Genomic DNA, 18,635 nt, shown 5'->3' on the forward strand with positions numbered 1-18,635 from the left:
GGTCAGGCCAGCAGGTGCTTGGACGCCGCGGCGGCCTGACGCCGGAGGTTCTCGACGGCCAGCCCGGGATCGGCAGCACCGAAGACCGCCGAGCCCGCCACGAAGCAGTCCACGCCCGCCTCGGCCGCCGCTTCGATGGTGTCGGCGTTGATCCCTCCGTCGATCTCCACGACGATGGTCAGCTCCCCCGCGTCGACGAGGCGCCTGACCGCGGCGACCTTCGACAGCACCTCGGGCATGAACTTCTGGCCACCGAACCCGGGTTCGACGGACATCACCAGCAGCGTGTCGAACTGGCGGAGGATCTCGAGGTACGGCTCGATCGGGGTGCCCGGCTTGACGCTCAGCCCGGCCTTGGCGCCCGCCGCCCTGATGTCGCGGGCGACGGCGACCGGGTCGTCGGTGGCCTCGGCGTGGAAGGTCACGTTGTAGGCGCCCGCCTCGGCGTAGGGCGGTGCCCACCGTGCGGGGTCGTCGATCATCAGGTGGCAGTCCATCGGGATGTCGGTCGCCTTGAGGAGGCTTTCCACGACGGGCATGCCGAGCGTCAGATTCGGCACGAAGTGGTTGTCCATCACGTCGACGTGCAGCCAGTCGGAGCCGGGGACCTTCGCGGTCTCGTCGGCGAGGCGCGCGAAGTCGGCGGCGAGGATCGACGGCGCGATCATGGGTTTCGGCATGGCGGCTAGCTTAGACATCCCAGGACCGGGGTCAGTGGGTTCGCGTCATCGCTGCACGCGCAGCGCGGCCGCGAACATGGCGTCCGTGCCGTGCCGATGCGGCCACAGCTGAACGTACGGCCCCGGCCCGAGGTCGGGCATCGGCTCCCTGCCCGCGTCGAACAACGGCCGGGCGTCGACGGCCGTGACGGGTTGGCGACGCAGCGCGTCGGCCACCACGCCCACGGTCTCCGCGAGATGCGGCGAGCACGTCGCGTACAGCACGACGCCTCCGTCACGCGTCAGCGCGATGGCGGCGGCGAGCAGCTGCTTCTGCAGTTTGGCCAGGGCGGGTACGTCACCGGGCTGACGACGCCACCGCGCCTCGGGTCGGCGCCGCAACGCGCCGAGGCCCGTGCACGGCGCGTCGACGAGCACCCGGTCGAAGGACTCGGCGGGCAGCCCGGTCTCGCGGCCGTCGACCCTCAGCACCTCGACGTCGAGGCCGCGCAGCGTCTGCTCGACCAGCTCGGCACGGTGCGGTGTCGGCTCGACGGCCGTCACCCGGGCCCCCGTCCCGGCGGCGACGGCGGCCAGGATCGAAGCCTTGCCACCGGGGCCTGCGCACAGGTCCAGCCAACGCTCGTCGGTGCCCTCGACGGGTGCGAGCGTCAGTGCGCGGGCGACGAGCTGACTGCCCTCGTCCTGAACCTGGGCTTGCCCGTCGCGCATCGCGTCGAGCTGGCCGGGGTCACCGCCCGACAGGTACACCGCGTACGGGGAGTAGCGGCCCATTTCGCCGTCGACGGCCAAGGCCAGGTCCTGCGCCGTCATGACGCCGGGTCTGGCGGCAAGGTGTACCAGGGGTCGGTCGTCGTCACTGGCGAGCAACGCCCGCAATTCGCCCGCGTCTGCACCGAGTGCGTCGGCGAACGACTGCGCGATCCACCGCGGGTGCGCGTGGGTGAAGGCGATGTTGCCGACTGGATCGGTGTCGGCGGACGGCGCCAGTTCGGCAACCCAGGACGCTTCGTCACGGGAGGCGATGGTGCGCAGCGTGCCGTTGACGAAACCCGCTCGAGCCGTGTCGAATTCGATGGCGGCCTGTTCGACTGTGGTGTCGACCGCGGCGTGGGCGTCGACGCGGGTTCGCAGCAGCTGATAGGTGCCGAGCCGCAGCAGGTCGAGCAGCGCGGGGTCGATGCGTTCGACCGGGCGGTTCGCCGCGTGCACGATGACGGCGTCGAGCAGGCCCTGTGCGCGGCAGGCGCCGTAGGCGAGTTCGGTGGCGAACGCGGCGTCGCGGCCCGAGATGTGTCGTTCGCGGAGCAGCGTGGGCAGCACGAGGTTGGCGTAGGCGTCGCGTTCCGAGACGGCCCGCAGCACGTCGAAGGCGGCCTGGCGCGCGGGGTCGAGCGGCTTGCGTGCGCGGCGCTTGCCCTGTGGCCGGGTCACCGGGCGCACGCGTTCTCGTCGAGGCGGGCACCCCTGGCCCAGTCGGCGGCCTTCATCGGCTTCTTGCCGGGCGGTTGGATGTCACCGAGCAGGACGGGGGCCGACGACGTTCCCACGTGAACTCCTTGGCGGTCGACGCGAATAGTGCCGGGAGGCAACGGGTCCTGCTCGTCCTGTTCGAGGCTCACCGGACCCACCTTGATTCGGAGGTCTCCGATCATCGTCCATGCACCGGGGTTGGGGGTCACGGCGCGAATCCTACGGTCGACGACTTGGGCGGGCAGGTCCCATCGCACCCGCGCCTCCTCGACGGTGATCTTCGGTGCGACCGTCACGCCGTCGGTGGGCTGCGGGACCGCCGTGAGCGAACCGTCGGCGATGCCGTCCATCGTCCGTTCCAGAAGCATCGCCCCGGAGATCGACAGGCGGTCGAGGAGGTCGCCCGCGGTGTCGGTCGGGCGGACCGTCTCGGTCACCACGCCGAACACCGGCCCGGAGTCGAGGCTCGGCTCGATGAGGAACGTGGTGGCACCGGTCATCTCGTCGCCCGCGGCGACCGCGGCCTGTACCGGTGCGGCGCCCCGCCACGCGGGCAGCAAGGAGAAGTGCAGGTTGACCCAGCCGAGCCGCGGAACGCCGAGCAGTCCGTCGCGCAGCAGCGCCCCGTACGCGACCACGGCACAGCAGTCGGGGGCCAGGTCGCGCAGTTCGGCGACGAACTCCTCGTCGTTGGGCCGCGACGGGCGCAACACCGGGATGCCGGCGTCGACGGCGAACCGCGCCACCGGTGACGGTGCCGGCTTGCCACGCCGACCCGATGCGGCATCGGGTCGCGTCAGCACGGCGATCACCTCGTGGTGTGGGGAGTCGACGAGTCGCCGCAGCGAAGGGAGAGCGGGTTCTGGGGTGCCCGCGAAGATGATTCGCAATTCTCAACCGTTGATGTGGTAGTACTCGCGTTCGGACACCCCGACCAGGGGGGCGACGAACATCCACGGGATCGTGGTGAGGGATTTGTTCAGCGTGGCGACCGCGTCGTTGTAGTACTGGCGGGCGAACGCAAGCTTGTTCTCGGTGTCGGCGAGGTTCTCCTGAAGGTTCAGGAAGTTGTTCGAGGAGTTCAGCTGCGGGTAGCTCTGGCCGAGCGCGAGAAGCGGTCGCAGCGCGGTGTCCAACTGGTGCTCGGCAGCGCTGCGGTCCGCGACCGACTTGCCACCGGTCGCGGTGGTGAGGGCGGCGCGCGCGTCGGTGACGTGGTCGAGGACGCCCTTCTCGTGGGCGGCGAAGGTCTGCACCGTGTGCACCAGGCTGGGAATCAGCGACGCCCGGCGGGTCAGCTCGACGTCGACGCCGGCGAGCGCCTCGGACACGCGAACGTCTGCCGAACGAATCTTGTTGTAGCCCAGCACGAATCCCACAAGGACCAGCACGAGAAGCACCACGACCAAGATCAACACGGAACTCACCACGAGCCTCCTCCCCCGCCGCCGCCTCCGCCGCCACCGCCGCTGGAGCTGCTGCTCCCCGAGGACGAGGACGACGACGCCTGCGAGGCCGCGTAGGCGCCGATGGACGACGACAAGGCCGACTCGAAGCTGTCGAAGTCAGGGCCGCCGGAGTGGCCGCTCACCCCGTAGCCGCTCGACGACGACGGGTACCAATCTGCTTGCGGGGCAACGGTTCCCACAGTGTCGCTGTACTTCTTGGCCCAAAGGGCCGCGGCGCCGCCTGCGATGGCGAACGGGATGTAGGCCGTGTAGAGGTCCTTGCGGGCGGCGAAGTCGAATCGCGTCTCAGCCGAATCGGTCGACAGCAGACGATGGAATCCACCTGCCTGTGACCACAATTGGCGTCCCGCGGCGGTCCGACGCATGCCGACGCCGTCCGCCCAGGAGCGCCGGGAGAACAGGAAGAACGCGATGAACGGCAGCCCCCACATGGTGGCCGGGAAGCCCCAGCGGAAGAAGCCGCAGACGGCGAGGATGACGGACAGCCCGTTCGCCGAGCGCACCCACAGCTCCTTGCGCCGCGTGACCATCAGCTTGTCGTCCAGCGCCCACGCCCGTACCGCCACGGTCATGTCGGTCTTCGCCTTGGAGAGCCTCTTGCCTGCGGCGGCGGTCTTCTTGGCCTCGAACTCCTTGCCGGGGCCCATCACCTTCAGCGCCGACCCGACGGCGATCGCGACGGGGTCGACGTCTGCCCACGCGGCGGCTTCGGCGGTTCCCCGCACGTTCCATTGCTTGTCGTTGACCTGCTCGAGCTCGACGAGTTTGCGCTCGGCGAGGTGGAACAGGGTTGCGGTCAGCCCGTTCTTGGGCACTTCCTCGGTGCGGATGTACTCGGTCTGCACGGGGCCAAGCCCTGGAGGCGGCGCGTACTGCACGGGGAAGCCGGGGTCCGGTTCGACGGTGGTGCGGTACCAGAGGTAGGCCAGCAGCGCGCCGGCCACCGAGAGGCCGAGGACCCAGGCCACGCCGCCGATCGACCGGCCGAGGACGCGGTCCCACTCGTAGGACCACGGCAGGCTGATGCGCGGCGGGGTCGGGACGTCGACGCCGGCACGCAGGGTGACAGGTGTGCGGGGCGCGAGGTTGGCGGCGCCGAGTTCGATCGTGCTCCCCGACACCGTCAGCCCGTCACACGCGCGGCCAGTTCCGAAGCCGACGGAACATTCGGCGCCGGTGACGTCCGCGGGCATCGTCACGCGGACGCGCACCCGTTGGATCTCGTTGTTCCACGACGGTGCGATGACGTTCCAGAAGAACGCCGACGTCGAGTCGGGGTCCCCGAAGACCTTCGCGAAACCTCTGTTCTGTCCGACGGCGCCAGGGTCGAGGACTCCGGCGATCGAGTACCGGAGCTCGTAGACGTGGGTCCCCGGTGTCAGCGTGCTGTCGGCGTCGCCGATCTTGGCGACGCGGAACCTGTCCCCGGACTCCCACAGCAGCTGATAGGGCACGGGCTGGCCGTCCATCAGGATGGAGGTGACGGTGGGTTCTTGGCGCACGCGCGGGCTGTTTGGGTTGGCGACGTCCCAGTAGCGGAAGAGGCCGTGCCGTCCCGACGGGAACTCCCCGCGAATGGTCTCGACGGCGTTGAGCCGGCCGTCGGCGGCGACGGTGAAGTCGGCCTGGTAATCGCTGATCACGACGGGATCGTCGGCCGCGACCGAGGCGCCGACACTCCCGAACGCGAGGGGCCAGAGCAGTCCGGCGGCAATCAAGATCACCAGGACGAGCCAGCCGAAGATCCGCTTCACTGCACCTCCCCCCGCCTGCCCGTCCGTCGGGTCCGACTCACCCTATGTGCAACGGGTCGATCTGCACACGAACGGGCGGTTGGTCGTGGCGGGCGCTGAAGACGCCGGTGGCGCGGCGAAGTGCCGAGGCCAATTCGAGGCCGGTCTCGCGGGGAACCCGGACCAGCATGCGGGCCACCTCGGCGTCGCGGTCGGTCCCCGGCATCGCGCGGGCACCTGGCGGCAGGTCGACGGGACCGAGAACCTCCGAGCTCTCGGGCAGGCGGGCCGCCTCGAGCAGCGCCGCCACTGCCGCCGGTGGACCGTCCACCGCGGCCATGTGCGACGCGGGCGGCAAGCCCACCTCGGCCCTGGCGGCGAGCTCGGATTCGGCGTGGCCGACGGGATCCCAGCGGATCAGCGCCTGCACGGTTGGAATCGCGGATTCGGCGACCACGGCCACCACCCCGCCGTCTCCGCTCCTCCGCACCAGGGCGGCGGCGGCCATCCACCGGCGCAACGCGTCTTCGGATGCGCGCAGGTCCTGTCGCCCGAGCAACGCCCAACCGTCGAGCAGCAACGCCGCGCCGTAGCCGCCGACCACGGCGGGTTCGGCTCCCGGGGTGGCCACGACCAGCGACGGTGCGGCAGGCACTTCGGCAACCATCGCGTCGCCCCCGGAGGTGATCACCGTGGTGCCGGGAAAGGCGCGGCCCAGTTCCTCGGCCGTGCGCCGGGCTCCGACGACGACGGCCCGGACGGCGTCGGAGCCGCAGCGCACGCAGCGCAGGGTCGGCTCGATGCGACCGCACCACCGGCAGACGGCCCCGGCCGCGCGGTCCGGCAGAGACATGGGCCCCGTGCAATGCCTGCACCTGGCGATGGTTCGACACTTCCCGCAGGCCAGCGCGGGAACGTAACCACGCCGGGGCACCTGCACCAGCACGGGATGTCCCGACTTGAGCGCCGCGCGGGCCGCGTCGAGCGCCATCGTCGGCAACCGTGCGGTGTACGCGGCGGCGTCGCGTTCCTGGGTGAAACCGCTGTCGTCGAGCGCGATCACCCGCGGGCTCCGCGTCCGCACCGTCGGTCGAGTGGCCACCAGATCGTGGGCCCAGCGACTGGCGACCAACGCCTGCGCCTCGGCCGTCCTGGCGTATCCGGCGATCAACGCGGCGCAGCGCAGCTGGTGCGCGCGCAGCATCGCGACCTCGCGCGCGTGCGGGTACGGCGACCGCGGCTCGGAGAGCGTGTCGTCGCCGTCGTCCCAGACCATCACCAGCCCGAGGTCGGCGACGGGCGCGAACACCGCGCTGCGGGTGCCGATGACGAATCGGGCGTGCCCCCGCAACACCGACAGCCAGCGGCGATACCGCTGCGACGGGCCGAGCCCCGCCGAAAGGGCGACCGTCGTCGACTCCCCGACGTGCCGGACGGCGGCCGCGTACAGGGCGTCGACGTCGCGCTGGTCGGGGACGACGGCCAGCACCGAACGGCCGGACTGGACGACCACCGCGGCGGCCTCGGCGAGGCGGTCGGTCCACAGCTCGCCGGGCAACGCCTGCCAGACGGCGCGGGCGGCCCGGCCCTCGGCCAGCGCGTCGAGGAATTGGGTACCTCCGTGGTAGTCGCCCCACGCCGACGGGTCGACGGTCGACGGGGTGGCCTGAGGCGCCTCGGGGACGGGCTGCTTCTCCACGGTCGCGTGCCGCGGTGGCACCGCAAGCCGAAGAACGTCGGGCCGGGTTCCGGCATAGCGGGCGGCGACCGCGTCGACGAGGCGCCGAACCTCGGGTGTCAGGACCCGTTCGCTGGACACCACGCGATCCAGCCAGCCCAGCTTGCCGTCGTGGTCGGTCTCGGATCGCCGTTCGAGGATGAAGGCGTCCACCAATCTGCCGTGGAAGCGCACCTTGACCCGCACCCCCGGCTGTGCGTCGTCGGACTGGTCGGCGCTGACGAGGTAGTCGAAGTCTCGGTCGAGGTGTGGCACCGACAGCATGGGGAGCACCCTGGCGATGGGCTCGTGCTCAGCCGCCTGCCTGATGTCGGTCACTCGGGTTGTGTAACAGACGGTCCTGACGAGGACTGACCGCGGCCGAAGAACAACCCCGCGGTTATCAACAGGAGCGACGCCGCATACGCCCACCAGATCGGCACCGCCAACGCCTCGGAATCGAGCACGAAGCGCCCGATCCCGATCATCCCGTCGGACACCGCGAAGCACACCGCACCCAGCGCGGTCCACGGCGTCGGCAGGTCGGCCAGCAGGGCCGCGCACACCATCGCGGCGAGCACCACCATGTAGAGGACGACAGGGATCGCCATGCCCTCGACGATCAGTCGGGGCCAGAACCAGACCAGCAGCGTCACACACGCCACGCAGACGACGACGGCGGCCGCGACCCTGGCCGGAACCCTGGCGGCCAGCGGCAACAGGGCCGCCAGGAAGCAGAGGTGCGCGACGAGGAACGCGCCGAGGCCGAGCACGAACGACGGCTCCCACCACGGCATCGCGAGGAAGAAGTCGCCCGCGGCCGAGAACACCAGGGCGGGCACCAACCACCGGCGTTCGCGCCGGACGGGATGGCTCAGCGCGGCCACCGCGAGCAGTACCGCGGCCAGCGCCTTGACGGCGGGTTGGGCGCCGAACTGGCCCGTCAGCTCGGCTCCCGCGGGCGAGCGAAGCGCCACCACCACCAGGAAGGCGCCGTACCCGGCGCCGACGACCGCCGCTGCGCCCCACAGGGTTCGCGTGGGGCGCGATGCGTACGGTGAGCCGATGCCCGAATCAGCCGACAAACCGCCTCTGGACGCCATCCTGCAGAAGGTACTGGAAGCGGTTCCCTTCCAGTTGACGACCGAGGGTGGGCCCGAGGCGGCTCGCGCACGGTTCCGCGACCTGCCCCGGCACCCGGTGCACCAGGAGTTGCGCGTCGAGGACCGCACGGTCGACGGTCCCGGCGGGCCGATCCCGATCCGGTTGTACTGGCCGCCGGAGGCCGACGCCGGTCCTGTGCCGGTGGTGATGTTCTTCCACGGCGGCGGCTGGGTGGTCGGCGACCTGGACAGCTACGACAACGACGCCCGCAGGCACGCGGTGGGTTCGGGCGCGCTGGTGGTGTCGGTGGAGTACCGCCTGGCACCCGAGCACCCGTACCCGGCGGCGGTCGACGACGTGTGGGCCGCGACCCGATGGGTCGCCGAGAACGCCGCCGACTTTGGCGCCGACCCGACGCGGCTCGCGGTGGCGGGCGACTCGGCCGGCGGCAACCTCGCCGCGGTGGTGGCGCAGCTGGCTCGCGACTCGGGCGGCCTGCCGATCGCGTTCCAGCTGCTGTGGTACCCGGCGACCACCTGGGACACCACGCTTCCGTCGTTCACCGAGAACGCCGACGCACCCATCCTCGCGGTGGACGCGGTCGCCGAGTTCTCCCGCTGGTACGCCAAGGGCCAGGACCTCAGGAACCCGCCCGCGACGTTGGTGCCCGGTCGGGCGACGGAGTTCGCCGCGCTGGCACCGGCATACATAGCGGTGGCAGGACACGACCCGCTGCGCGACGACGGCGTCCGGTACGGCGAGCTGCTCAGCGCCGCCGGTGTTTCCGTCGAGGTGCACAACGCCAAGACGCTGGTGCACGGCTACCTGGGCTACGCCGGGGTGGTGCCCGCCGCCACCGATGCGGTCGAACGTGGGTTGTCCGCCCTTCGTCGCGCGCTAGCCTGAGGCACATGACGGAGACCACATCCGACCGGCCCGGGATCGACCCGATTCTCAAGATGCTCCTCGACGCGGTACCGCTCGAGTTCACCGTCGACGACGGCGTCGAGGTAGCTCGCGAGCGATTCCGCGCGGTCAAGCCGCCGGCGGAGATGTTGCCGGACATGCGAATCGAGGAGCGGACGGTTGGATACGGCGAGCTCGCCGACGTTCCCGTCCGGATCTACTGGCCGCCCGTCGAGGCACACACGAACCTGCCCGTGGTGGTCTTCTACCACGGTGGCGGCTGGGCGATTGGCGATCTCGACACCCACGACCACGTGGCACGGGCGCATGCGATCGGCGCCGAGGCGATCGTGGTGTCGGTCGACTACCGCCTGGCTCCGGAGCATCCCTTCCCCGCGGGCGTCGACGACGCGTGGGCGGCGCTGCAGTGGGTCGCCGAGCACGCCGGGGAACTGGGCGGCGATCCGACCCGGATCGCGGTCGCGGGCGACTCCGCCGGTGGCAATCTGTCGGCGGTGATGGCCTTGCGGGCCAGGGACGCCGGCGGACCCCCGCTGGCGTTCCAGTTGCTCTGGTATCCGGTGGCGGTCGGGGATCTCTCTGCGCCGTCGTTCACCGAGAACGTCGACGCCCCAATCCTGAACGCGGACGTGATGACGGCCTTCCTGACGTGGTACCTGCCGGGTCTGGACATGTCCGATTCCACGACCCTCCCAACCGACGTCGCCCCCGCCAACGCGGAGACGCTGGCTGGCTTGGCGCCCGCCTTCATCGGGACCGCGGAGCACGATCCGCTACGCGACGACGGCGGGAAGTATGCCAAATTGCTTTCCGCCGCAGGCGTTCCCGTGCAGTTGAGCAACGAGCCGACGATGGTGCACGGCTACGTCAGCCTGGCCATGGCATCGCCCGCGGCCACCGAGGCCACCAATCGTGGGTTGGCCGCACTGAGGACGGCGCTGCACCCCGGCGCGTGACGGTCAGATGACTGAGCGCGAGGTGCTGGACGTCCGAGCCCCCGAACACTGGGAGCAGTGGCTCGAGGCGAACCACGACACCGCCTCCGACGTCTGGGTTCGCCTGTTCAACAAGGCCGCCGGCGACGTGCCCCTCGGCTACGGAGAGGCTGTCGAGATCGCCCTGTGCTTCGGGTGGATCGACAGCCTTGCCCGCGGGTATGACGAGGTGTCTCGGATTCAACGGTTCAGCCCGCGCACACCCAAGAGTGCGTGGTCGAAGTCCAACGTCGACCGGGTGACCCGGCTGATCGAATCGGGTCGGATGAGACCGCAGGGGCTCCGGCACGTCGACGCCGCCAAGGCCGAGGGACGTTGGCCGCCAATCCAAGCCGACGGAGGCACCCCGTGAGCGCACCCGACTTCCACACGATCATCGTCGGTGCCGGGTTCTCCGGCATCGGCGCGGCGATCCAGCTCGACAAGGCCGGCCTCGGCGACTACCTGGTCGTCGAGGCGGGCGAGGAGCCAGGCGGAACCTGGTACTGGAACACCTATCCCGGCATCGCCGTCGACATTCCGTCGTTCTCCTATCAGTTCTCGTTCGAGCAGAGCGCGGACTGGTCACGCACCTATGCCAAGGGCGCCGAACTCAAGCGCTACGCCGAGCGGTGCGTCGACGAGTACGGACTTCGCCCCAAGATACGGTTCCACACGAAGGTGGCGGCCGCGTCGTTCGACGACGAATCGGATTGCTGGCGCGTCGAATTGGACGACGGCGACGCGCTGAGCGCCCGCTTCCTCGTCAACGCCAGCGGCGTGCTGAGCGTGCCGAAGCTGCCAGACATCGACGGCGTGGACGGTTTCGCGGGCATCACGATGCACACCGCGCGATGGGATCATTCTCAGGACCTCACCGGCAAGCGCGTGGCGATCATCGGCACTGGCGCCTCGGCCGTTCAGGTCATTCCTGAGATCGCCCCAATCGTCGCTCAGCTCGCCGTCTTTCAGCGCACGCCGATCTGGTGCATGCCCAAGCTGGACGTGCCGCTGCCCGCCGCCGTCCGCCGGGCGATGCGCATTCCTGGCGGCAAGGTGCTCCAGCGCGTGCTGAGCCAGGCGTACGTCGAGCTGACGTTCACCATCTCGGCGCAGTACTACACGGTGTTTCCGCTGGCCAACCGCGCCGAGAAGATGGGAAGGGCCTACCTCAAGCGCGAGGTGCACGATCCTCGAGTACGCGACAAGCTGACGCCGCGTTACGCCGTCGGGTGCAAGCGCCCCGGATTCCACAACACCTACCTGTCGACGTACAACCGCGACAACGTCGAGCTGGTCACCGAACCGATCGAGAAGGTCACCGCATCGGGGGTCGTCACCGCCGACGGCACCGAGCGCGAGGTCGACGTGCTCATCCTGGCCACCGGTTTCAAGGTGATGGACGTCGACAGCATTCCGACGTTCCCCGTCACCGGGCCGGGCGGTCGATCGCTGGCCCAGTTCTGGTCGGAGCAACGCCTTCAGGCCTACGAGGGCGTCAGCATCCCTGGCTTCCCGAACTTCTTCACCGTGATGGGCCCCTACGGCTACGTCGGCTCGTCGTACTTCGCCCTCATCGAGACGCAGACCCACCACATCGTCCGGTGCCTCGCGCAGGCGGCCCGCGAGGCGGCGACCCGCGTCGAGGTGTCGGGTGCGGCCAACGACCGCTTCTTCGCCGAGATGATGCGCAAGCGGCACCGGCAGATCTTCTGGCAGGACAGCTGCTCCCTGGCCAACAGCTACTACTTCGACAAGAACGGCGACGTGCCGCTTCGGCCCACCACTACGGCCGAGGCCATCTGGCGCAGCCGTCGATTCCCCTTGGCGGACTACGAGTTCAGCCGGTAGTTGGTCAGCGCGGCGGGCCGACGATGATGCTCTCGTATTTCTCGGAGGCCTCGGCGAGCAGACCGGGCGATATCTCGAAACCATCGGGTCGCGGGGTCGACTTGTCGCGGCCTGCGTGCCGGAACAGCCCTTCGATACCGGCCGGCGTGTTGATCATCAGGAGATCGGCCTTCTTCGACGTGATTCGGTAGGCATGCGGAATCATCTTCGGCAGGAACACGATTCCGCCCTCGCTCAGTTCCATTTCCTGATCGTCGACCCACACCAGAGCAGTGCCCTTGATGAGCATGAAGACTTCGTCCTCGTGAGTGTGGCGGTGATAGGGCGGCGCTTCGCCTTCGCTGACGTCGAAGCGCCCGATCATCAGTTGACCGTCGGTGACCTTGCCGTCGAGCAGGATTCCGAGCGTGCCCCCGTCGAGCCATTCGAGTTGTTGCTGCTGCTCGGGTTGTGCGAGATAGGCGACGCTCACGGTTTCATCTCCTCAAGCGGATGATTGGTTCCGCGTCGGCGCTAGCGTAGATCCGATCCACGGCCGTTGCAACGGATCCGCCGATCAGAACTGCACGCCGCGCGTCAATGCGCCGTCGACGACGAGGTTGGTGCCCGTGACGAAGCTCGCCGCCGAACTGCTCAGGAACACAACGGCATTGGCGACCTCCTGCGGGGTGGCCATCCGGCCCGTCGGATTGAGCCCGAGGGCCGTCGCGAAGAGCTCGGGATCGTTCTCCTCGATGGACGGCCACACCCCGCCGGGAAAGTACGTGTTGCCGGGGCTGACCGTGTTGGCCCGCACTCCCTTGCCCGCGAGGTTGAAGGCGAGACCCTGCGTGTAGTGGATGATGGCGGCCTTCATCGTGCCGTACGGGCCTGAGGCGAAGTCGATTTCACGCCCGGAGACACTCGAGATCGTCACGATCGACCCCGCGTCGGCGGCGAGCAGATGCGGCAGTGCCGCTTCCACCAAACCGATGGTGCCCATCAGGTCGACGTCGAAGCTGGTGCGCCAGTTCTCCGGGCTGTCGGCGATGGCGAGCGCGCTGACGTTCGCCACCACGCCGTCGATACCGCCGAGGGCGGCGGCGCTATCGTCCACCCAGGCCTTCAACGCCGCGGCGTCGCCCACGTCGACCGCGGTGCCGATGGCCGACTCGGCGCCCGCTCCCGCCTCCACCGTCCGCGCGCAGTAGGCCACGGCCGCACCCTCGGCAAGCAGTCCGTCGACCACTGCCCTGCCGATGCCCCTGGTGCCGCCCGTGACGAGGAAGCGCTTGCCTGTCAGTCCGAGTTCCATGGATGTCCCCTCAGTACGAGATCGAGCCCAGGGACTTTGCAGCCCTGCGCATTTCGTCGTGGATACCGCCGAAGGCGGGTGCGACCGGAAGCAGTCGCTTGTCGACCTTGGTCACTGCGCTGTAGTTGGTGTCGACGACGTTCGCGATCGGTACCTCCGAGATCTGGCTCAGCAACTGGTAGGCGTCGAGACGGTCGAGGCCGTACAACTCGCCGAGCCAGCCGACCATTTCGACCTGGCCTGCCCGCCAGGCCTCCTCGAGCGGGCGTCCGGAGCCGATGCACATCAGGTGAGTGTCGGTCTCGACCCTCGGCCAGGCCGGCCCGCCGCCCTTGATCAGGTCGACGATGGCAGTCACGTGCATCGCGCCCTCCACCGCAGTGCCGCACGACTCGCCTTCACCCTGCCGGTAGTGACCGTCGCCGAGGGAGAACAACGCACCGTCGACGTTGACGCGCAGATAACACGTTGCGCCGGCTGCCATTTCGGGGCTGTCCATGTTGCCGCCGAAGTAGTCGGGCACCAGCGACGTCCGCACCTCGCGCCGCGCAGGCGCGACGCCGACCGTGCCGAGCATCGGGTTCGAGGGCAGGCGCAGCTGGAAGTCGCTGGCCAGCGCCGAGAAGCCGAGCGTCTCGGTGCCCGCGTCGTAGTCGTAGATGTACGTGCGCTCGTCCAACGGGTCCTGCAGCGTCGGGCTGGCCGGAATGCTGGTCAGGCCACCGAAGAACGGAATCAGGGTCGACGCACCCCAGGTGCGTGCGGGCGTCAGGTCCACCAGGTGCACCGCCAGGGTGTCCCCCGGTGCGGCACCCTCGATCCAGAACGGTCCCGTCTGGGGGTTGAGGTCCTCGGTGTCCAGCGCCGTGGTGGCGACGTCGTCCCTGCTGGTGATGCGGCCGCCGTAGGCGTCCTCGGTCCACAGGGTCAGGGCCGTTCCTGGCTTGATCCGCATGACCGGGGCGGCGCCGCCGAAGGTGTAGGCGAGCTGGTCGACCGTTGGCACGAAGGTGACGTGATCCATCAGCCCATCCTGGTGGATTGCGTCGCCTCGCGCCCACCCGACCCGCGTGAACAGTCGAAAAAGGCCCTGAATCACGCGGATTCAGGGCCTTTTGCGACTGCTCGCGGTATTACACGGAAGCCTTGAGCTCCTCGACCTTGTCCGTGCGCTCCCACGGCAGGTCGACGTCGGTGCGGCCGAAGTGGCCGTAGGCCGCCGTCGGCGCGTAGATCGGGCGCAGCAGGTCCAGATCGCGGACGATCGCACCCGGGCGCAGGTCGAAGACCGAGGTGATGGCCTTCTCGATGCGGGCGGGGTCGACGGTCTCGGAACCGAACGTCTCGACGAACAAGCCGACGGGGGCGGCCTTGCCGATCGCGTAGGCGACCTGAACCTCGACGCGCTCGGCCAGGCCGGCGGCGACGACGTTCTTGGCCACCCAGCGCATCGCGTACGCCGCGGAACGGTCCACCTTCGACGGATCCTTGCCGGAGAACGCGCCGCCACCGTGGCGGGCCCAGCCGCCGTAGGTGTCGACGATGATCTTGCGACCGGTCAGACCCGCGTCACCCATGGGGCCGCCGAGGACGAACTTGCCGGTCGGGTTGACCAGCAGCCGGTAGTCGGAGGTGTCCATCGTGTCGTGGTTCAGGTCGGCCAGGACGGTATTGACGACCTTCTCGCGGATGTCGGGCGTCAGGCCACCCTCGAGGTCGATGCCGTCGGCGTGCTGGGTGGACAGCACGACGGTGTCCAGCCGGACCGGGGTGTTGCCGTCGTACTGCACGGTGACCTGGGTCTTGCCGTCGGGCCGCAGGTAGTCGAGCACACCGCTCTTGCGAACCTCGGTGAGCCTGCGAGCGAGGCGGTGCGCGATCGCGATCGGCAGCGGCATCAGCTCGGGCGTGTCCTTGATGGCGTAGCCGAACATGAGGCCCTGGTCGCCGGCGCCCTGGGCGTCCAGCGGGTCGCCTGCGCCTTCGACGCGCGCCTCGTGGGCGGTGTCGACTCCCATCGCGATGTCGGGCGACTGTGCACCGATTCCGATGTTCACGCCACAGGTCTCGCCGTCGAAGCCCTTGTCGGACGAGTCGTAACCGATTTCGAGGATGCGTGCGCGCACGGTCTTCGGAATGTCGGCGAACGCTTCCTTGGCCGTCGTGGTGACCTCACCGACGACGTGCACCTGACCGGTGGTCACCAGGGTCTCCACGGCGACCCGCGACTTCGGATCCTGCGCCAGCAGTGCGTCGAGCACCGAGTCGCTGATGGCGTCGCAGATCTTGTCGGGGTGCCCCTCTGTTACCGACTCACTGGTAAACAGCCGACCTTTGCTCACGATGTCATCCCCTTCTAAAGCTTAGTTATGCGAATCATATCGAAACCCGATGTCGCCGCCGGGGCGGCTCCGTGCCTTGCTGCAGCCAAGCGTGCGTCCCGGCGGGCCGCAACCCTTACGCGCAGGGTGTTGCTGTAGAGCCCGTCACTCCGCACGGCTTCCGAGGAACGCAGCGATCGCGTCCACGATACGGCTAGACATCAACGTCTTCGAACCGTGCTCCAGCGCGACGTCGTTGCCATCGGCCGCCAGCAGCCACCCGTCGTTGTTGTCGACCTCGAATGCCTTGCCTTCGCCGACGGCGTTGACGACGAGGAGGTCACAACCCTTGCGCTGCAATTTCGCGCGGGCATGGAACAGCACGTCACCGTTGGCGTCACCCGTCTCGGCAGCGAATCCGACGATGGCGCGCATGTTGGGCAGCTGACCGTCGATGCGCGCCCTGACGGTGCCCGCGAGCACGTCCTCGGTCCGCGTCAGTTCGATGGAGGGAGCCGACGCCGCACCCGGGTCGTGGGACTTCTTGATCTTGCTGGTCGCCACGTGGGTGGGACGGAAGTCGGCCACGGCCGCGGCCATCACGAGGACGTGGGCGTCGGGCGCATGCTTGGACACTGCGTCCTGCAGCTGTTCGGCCGAGCCGATGTGTACGACGTTGACGCCAGCGGGGTCGGCGAGCCCGGCGGTGTTGCCTGCGATAAGGGTGACGTCGGCACCGCGCTGAGCGGCGACCCGCGCCACGGCGTAACCCTGCTTTCCCGAGCTGCGGTTGCCGATGAACCGCACCGGGTCGAGGGGTTCACGGGTGCCGCCCGCGGTGACGAGCACCTTGACCCCCGACAGATCGAAGGGCAGTGCGTCGGGCCGGTCGAGCAGCAGTTGGGCCAGCGTCGTAATCTCCTCCGGCTCGGGGAGGCGGCCTGCGCCGCTGTCGGAGCCGGTGAGTCGGCCGGACGCCGGTTCGAGGACGACGTTCCCGCGGCGACGCAAGGTCTCCACGTTCTGCACCGTCGCCGGATGGAACCACATCTCGGTGTGCATCGCCGGGGCGAAGACCACGGGACATCGCGCGGTCAACAGCGTTGCGGTGAGGAGGTCGTCGGCCCGCCCGGAGACGGCACGGGCCAGCAGGTCCGCGGTAGCCGGTGCGACGACCACGAGGTCTGCCTCTTGGCCGATGCGGACGTGCGGAACTTGGTCGACGTCGGAGAAGACGCCCGTCCGGACCGGTTGGCCGGAGAGCGCCTCGAAGGTGGCGGCCCCGACGAAGCGCAGGGCGGATTCGGTGGGAACCACCCGAACGGAGTGCCCCGCCTCGGCGAGCTGACGGACCACCGTGCACGCCTTGTAGGCGGCAATGCCGCCTGCGACGCCCACGACGACCCGTTTGCGCTCGGTCATGTCGAAGCCGGGTCTTAGTGTTCGCCCTCGGTGTGCTCGAGCAAGTCACCGTGAATTTCGCGCATCGCGATCGACAGCGGCTTCTCCTGCAGGCCCGGCTCGACGAGCGGACCGACGTATTCCAGGATGCCGTCGCCCAGCTGGTTGTAGTAATCGTTGATCTGGCGCGCCCGCTTGGCGGCGTAGATCACCAGCGCGTATTTGCTGGACGCGCGGGACAGCAACTCGTCGATCGGCGGGTTGGTGATGCCCAGGGGCGTGTCATAGGCGTTGGCGGCGTCGGAGTCGAAGCTCTCGACAGGGGTTGTCACGAAGTTATCTCCTGGCGTTTTCGCTGGGGGCCGAGCTGTCTGCTGATCGGTCACGCCGGATCCGGCGTGTGGCCCATCAGCAAGGATACCAATTCTGAGCAGGCAAATTCCAATTGCTCGTTGACGACGACCACGTCGAACTCATCCTGGGCGGCGAGTTCGTCCCGTGCGGTGGCGAGTCTTCGCTCTCTCACCTCGGGGCTTTCGGTGCCGCGGCCCACCAGTCGGGACTCCAGCGCCTCCCAACTCGGAGGGGCCAGGAACACCGACAGGGCCTCGGGCATGGCGGCCTTCACGGCTTTTGCGCCGGCGAGGTCGACCTCGATCAGGACGGGGCGTCCAGCTCGGGCGGCAGCTCGCACGGGTTCGGCGGGCGTTCCGGATCGATGTAGGCCGCGATGAATCTCGGCCCACTCCAGAAGAGCACCGTCGTCGATCAACTGCTGAAATTGCACGGCGGTCAGGAACCTGTAATCGATTCCGTCGACTTCGCCGGGCCGTGGCGACCTGGTGGTCGCCGAAACGCTGAAGTACAGATCCGGCACCCGCTCTCGCAGGCACCGAACCACCGTCGACTTGCCGACGGCCGAAGGACCGGACAGCACCACGACTCGACTCATCGCAACCGCCGACCGGTCCTTCGCCGGCACTAATCCGCCGTGAAGTCGAACTTTTCCAGCAGAGCCTTGCGCTGACGATCACCCAGACCGCGCAAACGGCGGGTGGGTGCAATCTCGAGCTCGGTCATGATTTCCTGCGCCTTGACCTTGCCAACCTTCGGCAATGCTTCCAGCAACGCGGAAACCTTCATCTTGCCCAAGATGTCGTCACCCTCAGCGTCCTTGAGGACCTGCTTGAGGTTGGTGCCGCCGCGCTTGAGGCGATCCTTCAGTTCAGCTCGCGCTCGACGTGCGGCAGCAGCCTTCTCCAACGCTGCCGCGCGCTGTTCGTCGGTCAACTGGGGAAGGGCCACGGGTTCCTCCGTCTCTTGCCATCTTTGAACTGGCCATCTACTTGTGTCTTGACTGGTTGGAGAACCAGCCAGCGACGACGACCGTACCCACGGCCGCTGACGAAAGCTAACCCCACCCCCCGCTTTCCTGGGTCAAAAGCGCAGCGTGTAGGGCAATCTGCCCAGAATCGTGGTCCGCCAAGGCCGGTTCGGGCGAAGGTGGCGAAAAACTGCATCGTGCCTGATTAACGGTGTTTTTCGGCTGTTGGTCGGCACTGTCGAGCAGGGTGCGACGGCGACGTGTCGGCCGGGGCGTCATTCGGCGAGGTCCGATTACTGAGAATTTCCCTGGTCATCGCATGTCGGGCGTGTCGGCGACACCCCGGCCGGTGAGCGAACCGCCTCGT

General features: G+C 68.8%; 19 protein-coding genes. 4 read left to right on the top strand and 15 right to left on the bottom strand.

Annotated elements, in window-relative coordinates:
* Nucleotides 1-2 precede the first annotated feature (2 nt).
* The 7 genes from rpe to ASD37_RS03780 are packed head-to-tail and all read right to left on the bottom strand — an operon-like array spanning nucleotide 3 to nucleotide 8,175.
* Nucleotides 3-698: a ribulose-phosphate 3-epimerase gene (rpe, locus tag ASD37_RS03750; RefSeq protein ID WP_162253221.1), complete on the bottom strand. Its 696-nt coding sequence runs from the start codon at nucleotides 696-698 to the stop codon at nucleotides 3-5.
* A 27-nt stretch (nucleotides 699-725) separates the two neighbouring features.
* The gene (locus ASD37_RS03755) at nucleotides 726-2,114 is read right to left on the bottom strand and encodes an RsmB/NOP family class I SAM-dependent RNA methyltransferase (RefSeq protein ID WP_200959764.1); all 1,389 of its coding nucleotides are present in this window, start codon (nucleotides 2,112-2,114) and stop codon (nucleotides 726-728) included.
* Nucleotides 2,111-3,043 carry a methionyl-tRNA formyltransferase gene (gene fmt, locus ASD37_RS03760; RefSeq protein WP_056548239.1) on the bottom strand — a complete coding sequence of 311 codons (933 nt, stop codon included), beginning with the start codon at nucleotides 3,041-3,043 and terminating at the stop codon, nucleotides 2,111-2,113. Before fmt ends, ASD37_RS03755 begins: the two co-directional genes overlap by 4 nt.
* Before the next feature lie 3 nt (nucleotides 3,044-3,046).
* The gene (locus tag ASD37_RS03765; protein WP_056548241.1) at nucleotides 3,047-3,583 is read right to left on the bottom strand and encodes a LemA family protein; all 537 of its coding nucleotides are present in this window, start codon (nucleotides 3,581-3,583) and stop codon (nucleotides 3,047-3,049) included.
* Nucleotides 3,577-5,376: a DUF2207 domain-containing protein gene (locus ASD37_RS03770; RefSeq protein ID WP_056548243.1), complete on the bottom strand. Its 1,800-nt coding sequence runs from the start codon at nucleotides 5,374-5,376 to the stop codon at nucleotides 3,577-3,579. Before ASD37_RS03770 ends, ASD37_RS03765 begins: the two co-directional genes overlap by 7 nt.
* Before the next feature lie 37 nt (nucleotides 5,377-5,413).
* The gene (locus ASD37_RS03775; protein ID WP_056548245.1) at nucleotides 5,414-7,411 is read right to left on the bottom strand and encodes a primosomal protein N'; all 1,998 of its coding nucleotides are present in this window, start codon (nucleotides 7,409-7,411) and stop codon (nucleotides 5,414-5,416) included.
* On the bottom strand, nucleotides 7,408-8,175 hold the full coding sequence (locus tag ASD37_RS03780) for a lysoplasmalogenase (protein WP_056548247.1): 768 nt from the start codon (nucleotides 8,173-8,175) through the stop codon (nucleotides 7,408-7,410). The genes ASD37_RS03775 and ASD37_RS03780 overlap by 4 nt, the downstream gene beginning before the upstream one ends.
* Here ASD37_RS03780 and ASD37_RS03785 point away from each other — a divergent pair.
* The 4 genes from ASD37_RS03785 to ASD37_RS03800 are packed head-to-tail and all read left to right on the top strand — an operon-like array spanning nucleotide 8,138 to nucleotide 11,928.
* Entirely contained in the window at nucleotides 8,138-9,082 is a 945-nt protein-coding gene (locus tag ASD37_RS03785) for an alpha/beta hydrolase (RefSeq protein ID WP_056548249.1), read from the top strand. The two genes, ASD37_RS03780 and ASD37_RS03785, sit on opposite strands and share 38 nt — an antisense overlap.
* A 5-nt stretch (nucleotides 9,083-9,087) precedes the next feature.
* On the top strand, nucleotides 9,088-10,059 hold the full coding sequence (locus tag ASD37_RS03790; protein ID WP_056548251.1) for an alpha/beta hydrolase: 972 nt from the start codon (nucleotides 9,088-9,090) through the stop codon (nucleotides 10,057-10,059).
* Nucleotides 10,060-10,066: 7 nt separating this feature from the next.
* Nucleotides 10,067-10,450: a YdeI family protein gene (locus ASD37_RS03795; protein ID WP_056548253.1), complete on the top strand. Its 384-nt coding sequence runs from the start codon at nucleotides 10,067-10,069 to the stop codon at nucleotides 10,448-10,450.
* The gene (locus ASD37_RS03800; protein ID WP_056548255.1) at nucleotides 10,447-11,928 is read left to right on the top strand and encodes an NAD(P)/FAD-dependent oxidoreductase; all 1,482 of its coding nucleotides are present in this window, start codon (nucleotides 10,447-10,449) and stop codon (nucleotides 11,926-11,928) included. Before ASD37_RS03795 ends, ASD37_RS03800 begins: the two co-directional genes overlap by 4 nt.
* Before the next feature lie 4 nt (nucleotides 11,929-11,932).
* On the opposite strand, the gene ASD37_RS03805 is transcribed toward ASD37_RS03800, so the two are convergent.
* The 8 genes from ASD37_RS03805 to mihF form a co-directional block, all read right to left on the bottom strand.
* On the bottom strand, nucleotides 11,933-12,400 hold the full coding sequence (locus tag ASD37_RS03805; protein WP_056548258.1) for a cupin domain-containing protein: 468 nt from the start codon (nucleotides 12,398-12,400) through the stop codon (nucleotides 11,933-11,935).
* Between the two features lie 84 nt (nucleotides 12,401-12,484).
* Complete coding sequence (locus tag ASD37_RS03810; RefSeq protein ID WP_056548260.1) at nucleotides 12,485-13,222, bottom strand: SDR family NAD(P)-dependent oxidoreductase; 738 nt, start codon at nucleotides 13,220-13,222, stop codon at nucleotides 12,485-12,487.
* A 10-nt stretch (nucleotides 13,223-13,232) separates the two neighbouring features.
* The gene (locus tag ASD37_RS03815; RefSeq protein WP_056548263.1) at nucleotides 13,233-14,246 is read right to left on the bottom strand and encodes an acetamidase/formamidase family protein; all 1,014 of its coding nucleotides are present in this window, start codon (nucleotides 14,244-14,246) and stop codon (nucleotides 13,233-13,235) included.
* 109 nt (nucleotides 14,247-14,355) lie between these two features.
* Nucleotides 14,356-15,567, bottom strand: coding sequence for a methionine adenosyltransferase (metK, locus tag ASD37_RS03820; RefSeq protein WP_200959765.1), 1,212 nt, complete (start codon nucleotides 15,565-15,567; stop codon nucleotides 14,356-14,358).
* Between the two features lie 141 nt (nucleotides 15,568-15,708).
* Entirely contained in the window at nucleotides 15,709-16,965 is a 1,257-nt protein-coding gene (gene coaBC, locus ASD37_RS03825; protein ID WP_056548267.1) for a bifunctional phosphopantothenoylcysteine decarboxylase/phosphopantothenate--cysteine ligase CoaBC, read from the bottom strand.
* 14 nt (nucleotides 16,966-16,979) lie between these two features.
* Nucleotides 16,980-17,276, bottom strand: coding sequence for a DNA-directed RNA polymerase subunit omega (gene rpoZ / locus ASD37_RS03830; RefSeq protein WP_056548269.1), 297 nt, complete (start codon nucleotides 17,274-17,276; stop codon nucleotides 16,980-16,982).
* Between the two features lie 50 nt (nucleotides 17,277-17,326).
* Nucleotides 17,327-17,896 (bottom strand): guanylate kinase, encoded by a 570-nt coding sequence (gene gmk, locus ASD37_RS03835; protein ID WP_056549783.1) that lies wholly within the window; start codon nucleotides 17,894-17,896, stop codon nucleotides 17,327-17,329.
* Nucleotides 17,897-17,925: 29 nt separating this feature from the next.
* On the bottom strand, nucleotides 17,926-18,249 hold the full coding sequence (gene mihF, locus ASD37_RS03840; protein ID WP_056548271.1) for an integration host factor, actinobacterial type: 324 nt from the start codon (nucleotides 18,247-18,249) through the stop codon (nucleotides 17,926-17,928).
* Nucleotides 18,250-18,635 lie beyond the last annotated feature (386 nt).

Source organism: Mycobacterium sp. Root135, from assembly GCF_001426545.1.
Classification (GTDB): Bacteria; Actinomycetota; Actinomycetes; order Mycobacteriales; family Mycobacteriaceae; genus Mycobacterium.